This is a genomic window from Nocardia sp. (genome assembly GCF_025465275.1).
GTDB lineage: Bacteria > Actinomycetota > Actinomycetes > Mycobacteriales > Mycobacteriaceae > Nocardia.
In genome coordinates this window covers 68205-82849 of sequence record NZ_JAODNK010000012.1, presented here as the reverse complement: position 1 = coordinate 82849, position 14645 = coordinate 68205, and the positions used below count along the sequence as shown (strand labels likewise).

8 protein-coding genes are annotated in these 14645 nt (G+C 68.2%); 1 reads left to right on the top strand and 7 read right to left on the bottom strand.

The window, feature by feature from the left end; all coding sequences use genetic code 11:
* From JWN03_RS03525 to JWN03_RS03495, 7 genes are all read right to left on the bottom strand, one after another.
* Positions 1–411, bottom strand: a 411-nt coding sequence (locus JWN03_RS03525) for a phosphopantetheine-binding protein (protein ID WP_297609576.1), incomplete at its 3' end; no start/stop codon positions are given.
* A 400-nt stretch (positions 412–811) separates the two neighbouring features.
* Positions 812–5287, bottom strand: a complete 4476-nt coding sequence (locus tag JWN03_RS03520) for a non-ribosomal peptide synthetase (RefSeq protein ID WP_297609572.1) — start codon at positions 5285–5287, stop codon at positions 812–814.
* The gene (locus tag JWN03_RS03515) at positions 5284–7086 is read right to left on the bottom strand and encodes a condensation domain-containing protein (protein WP_297609569.1); all 1803 of its coding nucleotides are present in this window, start codon (positions 7084–7086) and stop codon (positions 5284–5286) included. Before JWN03_RS03515 ends, JWN03_RS03520 begins: the two co-directional genes overlap by 4 nt.
* Positions 7087–7116: 30 nt before the next feature.
* Positions 7117–8082, bottom strand: a complete 966-nt coding sequence (locus tag JWN03_RS03510; RefSeq protein WP_297609566.1) for an ABC transporter substrate-binding protein — start codon at positions 8080–8082, stop codon at positions 7117–7119.
* Positions 8082–11645 (bottom strand): non-ribosomal peptide synthetase, encoded by a 3564-nt coding sequence (locus tag JWN03_RS03505; RefSeq protein ID WP_297609584.1) that lies wholly within the window; start codon positions 11643–11645, stop codon positions 8082–8084. The genes JWN03_RS03510 and JWN03_RS03505 overlap by 1 nt, the downstream gene beginning before the upstream one ends.
* A 20-nt stretch (positions 11646–11665) precedes the next feature.
* On the bottom strand, positions 11666–12607 hold the full coding sequence (locus tag JWN03_RS03500) for a methionyl-tRNA formyltransferase (RefSeq protein ID WP_297609563.1): 942 nt from the start codon (positions 12605–12607) through the stop codon (positions 11666–11668).
* 34 nt (positions 12608–12641) lie between these two features.
* Positions 12642–13949: a SidA/IucD/PvdA family monooxygenase gene (locus JWN03_RS03495; RefSeq protein WP_297609560.1), complete on the bottom strand. Its 1308-nt coding sequence runs from the start codon at positions 13947–13949 to the stop codon at positions 12642–12644.
* 148 nt (positions 13950–14097) lie between these two features.
* Here JWN03_RS03495 and JWN03_RS03490 point away from each other — a divergent pair, with 148 nt between their 5' ends.
* The gene (locus JWN03_RS03490) at positions 14098–14571 is read left to right on the top strand and encodes a hypothetical protein (RefSeq protein WP_297609558.1); all 474 of its coding nucleotides are present in this window, start codon (positions 14098–14100) and stop codon (positions 14569–14571) included.
* Positions 14572–14645 lie beyond the last annotated feature (74 nt).

Genomic DNA, 14645 nt, shown 5'->3' with positions numbered 1-14645 from the left:
ATCGAGGCCGTTGCCGTCGAATTCGACATAGAGGTGGGCGGCGACACCACCCAGTGCCTGGTCCTGGCGGCGGCCCATCCAGTAGGCGTGCTGCATGGTGGCCAGGGCGAATTCATCGCCCGGCGTGGCGGATTCATCGCCCGGCGTGGCGGATTCGACGACCGGGGCGGGCGTGGGGACGGCCTCGACGCGACCGGCGTTCAAAAGCGCGGTCCAGGCATCGACAGTCGGCTCCAGCGCCAGGGCCGAGCTGCGTACCTCGTAGCCCTGCTTGCGCCACTTGGCGGAGAGATGCATGAGCTTCATCGAGTGCATCCCCAGGCTTACGAGATCGGCGTCGTCACCGATCGATTCGGGCGCGACGTCCAGCGCCGCCGCCACGAGCACGCGAATCTCAGCCTTGTCGAGCATCGAACTCCTCATCCAGCGAACGGTCGGCCTCGGTCGAGACACCAAAGGTAGGCTTGCCTAACTTGATAGGGATGGTAGCCCACGCCGACCCGCACAGAGAAGGGGTGTGGTTTGGCTAACCTAAATATGTGACCAACCCGCCTCGGCAAGGCCCGGAACAGCGGAGATCCGGCGTCAAGCCCGGGTAAGCGGGCGCGTCCACAGCGCCGGAAATCGGAGTCAACCTGCATGTTTCGCCGCCGGACACGGCGCGTCACGGTGGCCGACACTCCGTTGTCGTCGATCACACAGCCCGTGTCCAATCCGCACAGTCTTTGTAAGGTCTGAGTGGATTGGATACGGGCTGTGCGGTTACCGGCGGCATAGGCCCTGTGCGAATCAACCTCGGCGGGGAAGCCGCTCAGCCTCTTGCGAACTCGGATAGCGCAGCCGCCCAGCGATCAGACCGGGCATCGACGGCTATCCCATCCAGGACGGCCGCATTCACCTCGAACTGGGCGACCAGGGACGGCCTGCCGTCGCGCGGTACCACCGCCGTGGTGATGTCCACGCTGAAGCGCAGCGGCAGATCTGGATGCGCTGCCACCCCGAACTCGCCGGTGAACTCCGACAGCGGTGCGGGTGACCAAGGGCCGCTGCCGAACTGGAGCACATCGAAGCGGCCCAGATGATTGATGCGCAATTGGCCGCGCGCCGTGAAGGTGCGGTCCGAGAGATCGGGCCGCCCGGCCGCCGGGGACCGCTCGGCCGGGACCAGCACCGTTTCCTCGACGGTGAACCAGCCGACGCGGCGGGAATCGTCTTCGTCGGGACGGCCGTGGGACTCCCTGGTGATCGCGATGCGGCCGTCGGCATCGGCAATATCCGGGAAGGTGCGGGCGCAGGCCATGATCAGGGCGTCCTCGAGCGGGACACCCGAGTCGGTGCACACCGACAGCAGCTGTTCGGTGAGGTCCGGGCCCAGCTCCACAATGCGTTGTGCGACCTTGCCCGCGCGGTCCCGGGAGGGGTCGGTGAAGCGGCCCGCCAGCGGCGTGCCGAGGATTTCGGTGCCGGAAGTGACTGCGGCCGTGCCTGTTTCCTCGGTGGGCTGCTCGTTCAGGGGTGCATTGCCCTGTTCCAGGCGGCGCAGATCGTCTACCAGGATCAGCCAGGACACCACGTCCACGGCGAGGTGGTGGATAGACAGCAGTAATCGTCGCTGCGGTCCTGCCAGCACCGTGGCCGCCAGCATGCGGCCCGCCTCGGGATCCAGACGGGCGACGGTGTCAGTCAGATACGTTGCAGCCGAGTCGGTTCCGTCAACTGAATCGAGCCATACCGATGCCGGTGGCAGCTCGTCGACGACCAGTGCCGGGATCTTGTCCGATCCGATGACCAGACGGGAACGCAGGGCCGGATGGGCGGTGGCGAGTGCGGTCAGCCGTGCCACGACCTCGTCGGGCGAGGCGTCGTCGGGGAGCGAAATCACCTGGGACTGCGCCAGATAGCGGTAGTCACCATTGGCGATGATCTCGTGGGCCAGTGCGGTGAGCGGCAGCGCCGTGCCGGCGGGCGTGACCGCCGCCTCCGGGCGGTCCTCCCCCGTGGTGGCGAGTTCGTCCAGCCGCGCGGCGAGTTCTCGAAGATCACCGGCGGCCAGGATGTCCCGGGCCGCAATGCGGAAACCCGCACCGCGCAAACGGGATACGAGATCGATGACACCGATGCTGTCGATGCCGAGATCGACCAGGCTGTCGGTCATGCCGGGGCCGGCGCCCGTCGCGCCGAGTGCGGAGATCACGCCGAGCAGTGTGCGCTCGGTATCGGTGGCGGGCTCGCTGCCGCCGGACCCGGCCACCTGTGCGGTGAGCAGGGCGGTGGCCGCGTGCACATCCAGTTTGTCATTGCGGTTCAACGGGATCTCGGGCACCGGGACGATGCGGGTCGGCACCAGGAAGCGCGGCAGGCGCTGCGACAGGCCCATGCGCAGCTGCGGGACCGGGACCTCGCTGACCACGAGTGCGCCCAGGCGGGTCCGGCCATTGTCGGTGTAGGCCAGGACCGCGGCGTGCTCCACACCTTCGAGTTCGCGCAGCACCACGGCGGCCTCGTCGGGTTCCACACGATAGCCGTTGATCTTGACCTGGCTGTCGATGCGGCCCTCGTAGACGAGGGTGCCGTCGGTGGCGCGGCGCACCAGATCGCCGGTGCGATAGCGCCTTCCGGACGGTCCGGCCACAAAAGTCGCCGCGGATGTCGCCGGTCGACCCAGGTAGCCCAGTGCGAGCTGCGGGCCCGACAGGTACAGCTCGCCCTGCCCGCCCGGCGGCACCGGACGCAGGCGGTGATCGAGCACCTCGGCGGTCATACCGTCGAAGGTGCGGCCGATGGTGGGCGAAACATGTTCGTGCACCTCGGCCATCAGCGCCTCCACCGTGGTTTCGGTAGGACCGTAGAAGTTGATGACACGGGTGTCCGGCAGGCCCTGCAGGCGCTTCCAGGTATCGGGGTTGATGGCTTCACCGCCGAGGGCGAGTACCGCCAGGGGGCAGTGCTCGACGCCGTCACGCTCGGTGAAGAGCCCGAATGCGATGAGGCGCGGCAGCATTGACGGCGAGGTGTCGAAGATGTCGATACCGTGCCGGGCGATGGCGGCGGCGATCTGCTCGGCATCGGTGCGGACGTGCTCACCCAGCATGACAACCGTGTGGCCGCTGAGCAGGGCGACGGTCGGCTGCCAGGCGGCATCGAAACCGGTCGACCAGCCGTGGCCGATCCGCAACTGCCGGCCGACCTGAACCGCCGCCGGGGCGAAGATGCGGCGCTCGTGATTGGCCCAGTGGTTGAGGAGCGCGCGATGCGGCACCACAACACCTTTCGGGCGACCGGTGGTGCCCGAGGTGAAGATGACATAGAACGGGGTGTCCGCCGTGGTGACCGGGCGCGAGGCCGGAGCGGCGGCCTCGGGTGCGGGGCCGAGAAAACGCAATTCGCCTGCGGCGGCGGGGACGCCGTGCACACAGTCGACGCCCTGGGCGCGCACCTGTACCAGAACGTCCACCAGCGCCTCGTCGCCGAGCACCAGTTTCGCACCGGAGGTTTCGAGGAGGTAGGCGAGCCGGTCGGGCGGGGTGGCCGGATCGACGTGCACGCAGACACCGCCCGCGTGTGCGATAGCGAAGGGGGCGTGCAGGACTCGGCGATCTCGTGGGAGGACCACGGCCACCGAGTCGCCGGGACGCAACCCGTTCGCGTGGAGATCGGCTGCCAAAGTGCGCACTGCCGCAGCGAAGTCGGCGAAGGAGTGCTCGCCTTCGGCATCGATTACGGCGATCGAATCGGCTGAGCGGGCCGCGGCGGCCAGAAGGACGTCGGACACCAGGCCCGTCGAAACCACACCAGTCGATATCAATCCCGTCGACATCAACCCTGTCATTCCGGCGTGCTTTTGGCCGGAATCCACTGGATCCTGTTGAAGTACTTCAGGTGTGGATCCCGGCCGAAAGCGTGCCGGGATGACGGGGGGCGCGTCCGGCGACGAGGACGGCCGCGAGTCCGGGGACGAGGAACTGCTCGGGTGTGCAGTGGTCAGGGCGGCGGGTTCGTCGTCGAGTAAGAGGTCGACATTGCAGGCGTTGTCGGCGTCGACGAGGCGGCGGACTACGGCGAGCATGCGGCGGGCCAGGCGGTCGGGGGCGAAGCGGGAGACCAGGTCTGGGCGGATTTCTACTCGGGTGATGAGTTCGCCGTGTTCGACGACCGGGACCACGGCGATCGGGTAGTGGCTGGGGGAATCGACTCGGCGGGGCAGCAGGCGGGCGCCGCCGCCGCCCATGGGCATATCGGCGGTGACCGCGCCCAGGGGGGTGTTCTCGAAGACCAGGAGGGTGTCGAAGAGTTGGCTGCCGCCGGTGTGGCGGGTGATTTCGGCGATGCCCAGGTATTCGTGGGCGCGCAGTTGCGCCACTTCGCGTTGCAGGGCTGCGCCGATGTCGGCGGGGGCGCGGTCGTCCATGCGGACTCGGACCGGGATGGTGGTGACCAGTGCGCCCACCAGGCGTTCGGCATTGGGGAGCGAGGCGTCGCGGCCGGAGGTGGTCTGGCCGAAGACCACGTCATCGCGGCCGGTGAGTCCGGAAAGCACACGGGCCCAGGCCATTTGGAGGACGGTGTTGAGCGTCAAGCCTTGACTGCGCGCCCAGGCCGTCACACGATCGGTGTCGGCGCGGTCGAAGCGGGCCTCGCCCAGTGCCGGGATATCGGCGGGGGCGGGAGCGGCGAGCATGGCCATGGGGGCGAGGCCGGCCAGGGCCCGGCTCCACGCCTCGATGGAGGCGGCAGTGTCGCGCGTGGCCAGCCAGGCGGCGTGCTCGCGCAGCGGCGGGGCGGGCGGGAGCGCCGCACCCATACCGCTGTGCAGCGTTATGAGATCCGCGAACAGGAGTGGGATCGACCAGCCGTCGATAATGATGTGGTGCGCGGTGCAGACGAGTTCGTAGGCGTCCTCCCCCACCCGCGCGGCGACGACCCGGAACAGCGGGCCGCGATCCAGATCGATGCGGCGGCGGCCCTCGTCCCAATACAGTTGCCGGGCTGCGGCTTCCGGATCCGCGGCCGGGCGCAGATCCAGTTCACGCCAGCCGATGTGGCCACCGGTAGTGGTGACCAGCACCGGATGCGGCAGACCGTCGGTCAGTACCGCCCCGCCCAGATGCGGGTAGCGCTCCAGCAGCTGGTCGAAAGCCGTATGCAGCGTAGCCAGGTCGGTCAGGCCCTCGATCCGCACCGCGAAGGTGACCAGATACGGGTCGACCGCACCCGAGGCGACACTGACCGAGTAGAGGCCGCGCTGTAGTGGGGACAGCGCGACGACATCGAGAATCTCCACGCTCACCGGCCGGCCAGCTTTCCGGCCAGGGCCTGCAGGACCGCCGCGTCGAGACCGGAGGCGGCCATCGGGGCCACCACGGCGGCGGGTTCGGCAGTTGCTGCCGCAGTGGCATTCTCGGTGGTCAGGCTTTCGGCCATCTCGTAAACGGCCGGGAACTCGAACACCTTCTGCACATCCAGGATGTGGCCCTGCTCGGCCAGCAGGGTGACGAAACGCAGTGCGGCCACACTATCGCCGCCGAGCGCGAAGAAATTGTCCTCGCGGCCGACCTCGTCCTCCTCATCCAGCTCCAGCACCTCGCGCAGCGCGGCGGCCACCGCGTGCTCGGCAGCGGTCTGCGGCGGGCCACCGAGGCCGGAGATCGCGTACGGATCCAGCTCGGCGGCATCGGTATCGGGCACGAACCAGTCACACGGCTCCGGCGCTTCCGCCGCATCGAGCGCGGTATCCGGTGCGGCCGACCAGGTTTCGGCGGTCCGGCGCAGCAGCTGCGCGAACTCCCCTGCCGAATAACGCCGGGACAGGGCTTCGGCCAGATCCACGGTCACGGTCCAGCCGTCCGCGGTCGCGACCACATCGACGATCAGATCCACCCCGTGCGGGCGTGCCACGGCACGAGCGACCTCACGGGCCGTGCCACCGGCGACACCGAATTCGAGCACGCTCGGACGCACCGCGAGCTGCACCTGGAACAGGCCGCCCTTCGCCGCCCCACCCGGGCCCCGCAGCTGATGGGTGAGCCGCTCGATGCGGGTACCGGCATGCGCGCGGGCCTCGTCGAGAATCCGCGCGGCATCGGCAACCAGCTGCGCGGGGGCACCGCCACGCGACGAATCCACCCGCAGCACCAGGTAATTGGCGAAATTGCCGAGCACCTCTGCGGCGCTCTCCGGCCTCGCCTCGGTCGCGACGCCGATCGGAATATCCGTATCCGCGCCGAGCTCACGCAGCGCCCCGGCCACCAGCGCGGTCAGCACCGCGAGCGGGTCCGCGGACACTCCGGCAGCATCAGCATCAGCATCGGACTCGCCGAGTCCCCCCGTCATCCCGGCATGCTTTTGGCCGGGATCCACCGAAACCTGCTGGAGCGCATCCGGTGTGGATCCCGGCCAAACGCGCGCCGGGATGACGGGGGCGGGGATCTGGACTACGGCGCGGGCGCTGCGTGGGAGGGCGGGGCGTTCGCCGATCAGGAGGAGCTGCTCGGGCAGGCCGGACAGTCGCTGCTTCCAGAAGGTCAGCGAATCATTCTCGGCGGCCAGGGATTTCATCTGCTCAGCGGCGAAGTCGCGGTACTGCGCGGGGGCCCGAACCGGCTCGTTCGAGCACAGCGCGGCTACCAGCAGTTCCATGGTGTGGTCGTCGGCCGCGACGGGATGGGCCGCGATGGAGAGCACGGCGTGATCGGCGAGCCGGTACAGCCGGATTCGGATCGGCAACTCGCGCACCAGATCGAAGGTGTGACCGGCATCGGCCATGAGCGCTGCGGGCAGGGCGGTGTCGCCGATCTCGACGATCTCGGCCGCCGTGTCCGGGGTGGACTCCACACGCTGATACGGCACCCGGCGGTCATCGGGGTAGACCGCGCGCAGGATCTCGTGCGCGGCCAGCGCCTCGGCCGCCCGTGCCACCACGCCGTCGGCGAGCTCGGCCGGAATCTCCAGAGCCACATACACATTGGCGGCCGCGGTCCTGGCCAGCCGTTCCGGCAGCAATGCCGCCTGCTGGGCCGGGGACAGCGGCAGGCCGCGGTCGGCGGATCGAGCCGGTGCGGCGGGCACGGCGGGGGTATCGAGCGTCATGACGTGAGGTCCTTCCTGGCTACCGGTGGTCTAGCTACCGGCGATATTCGCGAACGCCGGCTCCAGCGTCTGCAGCACGTACGGCACCGACAGCGCGGTCGGCTGATTGATGGCATTGATGGCGACCACATCGACGAAGGAGATACCGCCGCTGCGCACCGCCGGGAGATCGGCGTAACCCGGCAACTGCTTGAACTTCGACTCCAGACTGGGCATGGCGCCGCAGACCAGCAGGTCGGAGGTCAAGTCGCTCAGGCGTTCCGGCGACAGCGACAGGCGGCCGCCGGTGGGGGCCTCCTTGACGAGCTTCTCCGGCATGGTCATCCCCAAGCGGGTGAAGAGCGCGGCGGAGCCGTCCTTCGGATCGGCCAGCACCATGAGCTGCGACGGGCCGGTGAGCATGCAGGTGAGGAAGGTCTTGCCCTTCAGGCCCGGATGCTTCGCCGCGACCGCGTCGATCTTGCCGTCCACATCGGCGATGACCTTGGCCGCCTCGGGCTCCTTGCGCAGCACCTTGCCCAGCGTGGTCACCTGGTCCTGCCACGGATCGATCTGCGCGGAGGAGAGCGAATCGATGGTCGGCGCCAGCTTGGACAGCTTGTCGTACATGGTCCGGTCGGCCATGAAGGCCGGCGCGAGAATCAGATCCGGGTTGAGCGCGGCGATCTGCTCGAGGTAGTCACCCGTCATATCGATGCGCTTGGCCGAATCCGGAATCGGCGGCTCCCACGGCACCTTCGTGGCCGCCGTCATCCCCGGCACCAGATAGCCCACGGGCGTCACGCCCAGGGCGATCGTCGCGTCCAGCCACTGCGGGCCGAACACCACCACACGCGACGGGGTGCCGTCGATCTTGGTCTCCCCCATGACGTGCTTGATCGTCAGCGCACCGGCATCGCTGCCGGAGTCGCTGGAACCACAGGCGGCCGTGCCGGCCACCAGTCCCACCGTCAGTAAGGCAAAACCGCTGCGGCGCAGCCATCCTCGCGTGTTCACTACCTGTACTCCTCATCTCGGGTGGCCACCACGGCGACCGAAACAGCGGTCGCCTCCAGTACCGCGGCCAGCCCGCTCACCGCCGGGGTGTCGAACACCGCCCGCACATCGATCTCGAAACCGAACTCGGCGCGAATGCGCGCCACCAGCTGATTGGCCAGCAGCGAATGCCCGCCGAGCTCGAAGAACGAATCATCAGCGCCGATACGGGCGCGGTCGAACAGTTGCCCGAACAGCGCCGCCAGCCGGATCTCGGCGGCGGTCACCGGCTCCCGATACGGGCGCGCGGTCACGCACAGCGGCTCGGGCAGGGCGCGGCGCGCCAGCTTGCCGTGCTCGGTCAGCGGAATCGCGTCGATCACGGCGTACGCCGTGGGCACCATGTACTCCGGCAGCATGGTCGCCGCGCGCGCCCGCACCCGAATCACGTCCGGCGCACCCGATTCCGGCACCAGGTAGGCGGCGAGCATGGGGCCGGTCGCGGCATCACCGATCACCGTCACCACGCAGTCGCGGATCTCCGGATCACCGATGAGCGCGGCCTGCACCTCACCCAGTTCGATGCGGTAACCGCGCACCTTCACCTGCTCGTCGGCGCGGCCGATGAATTCGACCTCGCCCTCCAGATTGCGGCGGGCCAGATCGCCGGTGCGGTAGAGCCGTGCGCCCGCGGTGCGCAGGTCGGCGATGCGGAACGGATCGGCGATGAATCGCTCCGCCGTGGCCGCACCGCGATCCAAATAGCCGCGCGCCAATTGCGCACCGCCGAGATAGATTTCGCCGACCACACCGGGCGGCACCAGGCGCAGCCGCTCATCCAGCAGGTAGAGATCCACATTGCGGTTCGGACGGCCGATCGGCACGATCCGATTGCCCTGCGGGCCTTCCACCGGCATATGCGTGGCGCTGACCACCGCTTCGGTCGGGCCGTAGTGATTACGCAGTTCGGCATCCAGCACGCCGGTGAGACGATCGGCGATCTCGCCGGGCAGCGCCTCACCGCCCACCGGGACAAAACGCAGTGAGCGCCAAGCACTCACCTGCGGCAACGACAGGAAGGTGCGCAGCAGTGACGGCACCATGTGCAGCACCGTGACATGGAAGCGGGTCACCAGATCCGCGATATAGGCGAGATCGGAGAAACCACCCGGACGCGGAATGATCAGGCGCGCACCGAGAGTCAGGGTCACGAAGACGTCCAGCAGCGATGCGTCGAAGCTCACCGACGACGATTGCAGGAGGCGGTCCTCGGCGGTCATCCCCCATTGGGCGCGGAAGCCGACCAGATGATCGGCGATCGCCTCGTGCGAGACCGGAACACCCTTGGGGTGACCGGTCGAACCGGAGGTGTAGATGACATAGGCCAGATTGCCCGGGCGCAGCGGGCGCACCCGATCGGCATCGGACGGATCATGTTCGGCGGCACCGGAGGCGACCTCTTCGGCGGCATCCAATTCGACCCGGCCCAGGATCATGCTCGGGAGGGAATCGGCGATCAGGTAATCGATGCGCTCGTCCGGATACGCCGGATCGATCGGCAGATAGGCCGCGCCGGACTTGAGCACCGCGAGCACCGCCACCACAAACTCCACCGAATTCGACAGTCGCAGCGCCACCAGATCCTCGGCGCCAACACCCTGGCCGATCAGCCAGTGCGCCAGGCGATTCGCGCGCCGGTTCAGCTCGCGGTAGGTGAGCTGCACGGTCTCGGTGTCACCGGGAGCGACCAGCGCGAGCGCGGTCGCGTGCAGCTGCGCGCGCTCCTCGAACAGTGCGACGACAGTGGTCGGCACGACCGGAGTCTGCTCACCACGGGAAAGTTCCAGCAGCCGAGCCTGTTCAGCCGGGCCCAGCAGATCGAGCTCGCCGATCAGTCGCCCGGGGGCGGCCGTCGCCTCGGCGAGCAGTCGCAGATAGTGGGTGAGCAGCTGCTCGATGAGCTCGGGCGTGAACCGGCCGGACGGATACTCGGCCTCCAGGTACGCACCCGCACCGTCCCGAACCACGGTGAGCCGCAAGGGCACTCGTGGCACCGGGCTGCCCAGATCCAGTCGCGCCGCGACGACGCCGTCCAGCGCGGGCCCGGCGGCGGCGGTGCGCACCCCGAAACCCAGCCGCACCAGCTGATCCAGTCCGTCCCGGTCCGCCGTGCGATCGGGATTGACCACCCGCACCACCTCGTCGATGCCGACCGCACGATGCCGATGCGCCCGCTCCCACGAACCCCGCACGACGGCAACAAGATCCGCGAATGACAGATGATCGTCAACCTCGGCGCGCAAGAGCACGGTATTGCCGAAGTAACCGATGGGCGCGGTCGGACTGTCCGCCGCCGAGTGCTGGTCACGGGTGGTGACCGGCACCGACACCAGGAAATCCGCCGCACCGGTATAGCGGCGCACCAGCACATCGAACGCGGCCAGCAGCACGGGCAACGCTGTCGTCCCCGACTGCTGTGCGAAATCATCAACACTGGAAAGCAATTCACCAGGCAGTTCCCGCACCGACCGCCGCGCAGCCGCGGATCTGGGCGCCGGTGCACTACCACTCGGCAGATCCAGCGGCTCCGGCAGCGGCGAAAGCTCCGCCCGCCAGTAATCGATCCCCGCGGCGTCCGAGCCCTCGGACCCGGAGTCCGCGACGCCGAGGTATCCGGCATCCGGCCCAGAGCCACTCGTGCCCGCAGCGCTCACCTCCCCAGCACTCGGCAGTACAGGGCTCACGCCCACAGCACTCGGCGGTACAGGGCTCACGCCCACGGCACTCGGCGGTACAGGGCTCACGCCCACAGCACTCGGCAGTACAGGGCTCACGCCCACAGCACTCGGCAGTACAGGGCTCACGCCCACAGCACTCGGCGGTACAGGGCTCACGCCCGCGGCACTCGGCGGTACAGGGCTCACGCCCGCGGCACTCGATGAGGCAGCGCTCGCGCTCGCAGCACTTGGTTCGGCGGAACTTACCTCCGCTGCACTCGGCAGGGTGGTGGCCGGGTGCGGTGGGCGCGAATCGATGTGGCCGACAGTCAGATCTGCGTACTGGGTCGCGGGGCCGGTGGGGAGTATGCCGTTGTAGGCGTGGGTCAGTTCGCGGGAGAAGATCTCCCAGGATTCGTCGTCCCAGCAGAGCGCATGTGCTACCAGGACGAAGGCGAATTCGTCAGGACCCGTGCGGATCAGCGCGAAGCGGATCGGGGGCGCGGCGGACGGGTCGAAGGGTTCGCCGAGTACGCGGCGGAGCAGGACCTCGGCGCGGCGGGCGCGGCTCGGGGACGGCAGGTCCGCGAGATCGGCTTCCTGCCAGGCGATTTCGGGGTCGGCGAGGGCGGCTTGGAAGGGCTCGCCGTCGGCGGCGGCGCCGTAGACGGTGCGCAGGATCTCGTGGCGCGCGACCACCTCGCCGACCGCGGCCCGCAGCAGACCGGCGTCCAGGGCTCCGGTCAGCCGATAGGTGATACCGACATTGAGGCCGGCGTCCGCCGGTGCGCGATGCTGCAGGAACCAGGCGCGACGCTGGCCCGGAGCCAAGGAGCGGCGCACATGCTCCGCGGTCTCATCGGCCATGGTCGACACGACGCTGGGTCTCATTCGGGAGCGTCAGTGAGATAGCCGCCGCGCACGAAGAATTCGCCGCCGTCGCGCTCGACGCCGTCGGCGGTGCGCACCCGGGTGATCACCAGGCCACGATTGTTGCCGCGCAAGGCATTCGGACCGCACACCACCACGCCGCCGCCCTCCTGCACGACGACCCGGCCGGTAGTGCCGCCGTAGTTCGCCTCGGAGATCACCGCGGCGAGCACCTCGATCCGCTCACCCCGGTAGTGCGAGAAGGCCCGCGGATACGGCGCGGACAGCGCCCGCACGAAACGCTCCAGATCTACCGCGTCCGAGGACCAGTCGATGCGGCTGTCCCGATCGGATCGCTTGTGAAAGTAGGTGCGCTCGGCCTTGTTCTGCGCCTTCCACTGCGGATTGCCTGCGACCAGCGCGGCGAGCGCGTCGTTCACCGCACCCGGAATCAATTCCAATCCGGCCCGCACCAGTTCGGTACCGGTCGCGCCCGCGGGGATCGACAGCTTGTGCTGCACCAGGATGTCGCCGGTGTCGAGCTGCTCGTCCATCCGGTGCACGGTGAGGCCGAATTCCTCGACGCCGCTGATCAATGCCCACAGCACCGGGGAGAATCCGGTGAACTTGGGCAGCAGCGAATCGTGCAGGTTCAGCGTGCCGTAGGGCGGCAGGCTGTACAGCTCGGACGGCATCCAGGTGTACCAGCTGTTCACCACGATCACATCGGGTTCGGCGCGCTTGACCAGATCTATGGTCGCGGCATCGGCGCGCTCGGTGAGATGCACCGGAATGCCGTGCTCGCGGGCCAGCTCCTCGACCGAATCGTTCCAGATCGCCTTGTAGGACGATTCGCTCGCCGGATGGGTGACCGCCAGCACCACCTCGTGCTCCGAATCGATCAGGGCCTGAAGGGTTTTGCGGCCCCACGTCTGGAAGCCGAACGACACGATACGCATGAACCGAACCTCATCTCCTATTAGTAAGGCTAGCCTAGCCTACTAATAGCTGCGGAGGGGTTCCGCCCCCGGACACGACCGCACGCGCGGCCGCTTCCGCGCCGCCGACCGCGGGCCGCAGCACCCGATCCGAAAGTTCGCCCAGGCAGCTGAGATTCGGGAAGCCCGGACCCTGCGTCAGCGCGGCCAGATTCGGCAGGTAGAGCTTGGACTCCAGATTCGATACCGCCAGGTCGTAGCCGATCGCCGCCTCGATCCGGGCGTGCGTGAGCGGTCCGCCCACCGACAGCTCGAGCAGATCCGCGGCATCGGCGTCGAACAGCTCCAGGAACCACAGCGGCTGTCCGCCGGTCGCATCCACCACCAGATCGAAGGCGTGCACCTGATCCGCGCGCAACGGATTGCGCAGCGTCAGTTCGACACCTTCGTTCCGATCGGTCACCCGCATCACGCGGCCCTGCAGATGATGGATCCGGTTGTCGCCGAGCAGACTCTCCTGTACCCGCACCGAGAACACCCCACGATCGGTGCGGCGGATGACATCCCGGCGCTGCTCCAGATTCAGGCCGGCCCACTTGCCCGGATCGCTGTAGAGCGAATTCTCGAAATAGCTTTCACCACGGGTGTAGAGCGTGGCCATCGGCGAGATCACCGAGACGGTCAGCATGTCGTGGCAGACCAGCTCGTCCAGCGCCGAACCCGCGGTCTCACCACCACCGATCACCGCCACCCGCGAGGACACCGGCAGCGCGCGCTTGCCCGCGAGTTCCCAGAAATCGGAGATGCTCAGCACTTTCGGATGGTCGGCGAGCGCGCGGGTACTGCGGCCCGGACCGGTGATCATGAGTTCGTCCGCATCCAGCTGGGTGAGCACCCCGTCCTCGCCGAGCACCGACACCAGCCAGCCGTCGGCCGCGGGTGAGATCGAATTCACCCTTCCGGACACCACTTCCAGATCGATCCGATGCCCGACCCACTGCAGGTATTCAGCCCAGACATGGTGGTGCGGGCTGGGACGGCCGCGATCGATCCACTCCGCGTAGCCGCCTCGATCCACCAGGAAGGCGGTCCAGCTGAAAGCGTGCATGGCCTCGTTGATCTCACGATTTCGGCCGCGCGCCCAGGTCGAGTGGTATGGGAAACCCACATCCTTCTCGGGGCTGGTGCCGAGCCGGTGCCTGCCGTCGGTCCAGCCGCCGCTGGGCAGCCAGTTTCCGCCCACCGCATGCGGCTCGACGACCACCACCCGCGGTGCGGGCAGGCCCAGTTTCCGCAGGACATGCGCTTTGGCGGCTACCGCAAGGGCTTTCGGCCCCGCGCCGACGACCAGAAGAGTCTGCACCGGTTCACTCACTTTCCTCGACGAACGACTGGCGATCGCGTCACAGCCGCCAGGTGGCCTCCCATGTTTGCATAGGCTTACCTTATATTGCTGAGTAACCGCCAGAGCGCCGATGGCGGCTCACCGATGTGAACGATTGGATGAACACATGCTCAACACCACCCGAAAGAAGCTGGGAGCAGCGGTTTTCGCTGCCACCGCCCTTATCGGCGGGTTCAACGTGGCAGCCGTCGCACCGGCCCAGGCCGCCCCGCTGGTCTCGCCCATGCGCACCGCGCAGCCCGGCCTCGGCGATCTGCAGTCGAAGCTGCGGCTGGTGCTGAACACCGGCGCCGACCGTGGCGCGCGCGCCAACGAACTCGAAGCGGGCGAGGCCGGTCTGCCGCTGCTCGATCAGGTCGGCGGGGTCATCAACACCGTCCCGAGCCTGCGCTGGCAGCTCGCCGGACCGGTGAACAGCAACGGCGACACCACCACCGCCAATCTGCAGGTGAGCGTCGACGGCTACGGCACCTTCCCCGATATCGAGATGGGCTGGCGCGAGATCGACGGCACCTGGAAGCTGACTCGTGAATCCGAGTGCTCGGTGGCCTACTACGCGGGACTCTCCTGCAACCTGTAATCCGCTCCACCGCAACTGAAAGCCCCGGACATTCCGCAAAATGCCCGGGGCTTGTGCGTATTCCACGTGACCAC

What these genes read in the sequence shown, in the direction of transcription:
- JWN03_RS03515 (WP_297609569.1), bottom strand. Translation starts at nt 7,086, where the DNA reads ATGACGCTCGATACCCCCGCCGTGCCCGCCGCACCGGCTCGATCCGCC.
- JWN03_RS03500 (WP_297609563.1), bottom strand. Translation starts at nt 12,607, where the DNA reads ATGCGTATCGTGTCGTTCGGCTTCCAGACGTGGGGCCGCAAAACCCTT.
- JWN03_RS03490 (WP_297609558.1), top strand. Translation starts at nt 14,098, where the DNA reads ATGCTCAACACCACCCGAAAGAAGCTGGGAGCAGCGGTTTTCGCTGCC.
- JWN03_RS03505 (WP_297609584.1), bottom strand. Translation starts at nt 11,645, where the DNA reads ATGGCCGATGAGACCGCGGAGCATGTGCGCCGCTCCTTGGCTCCGGGC.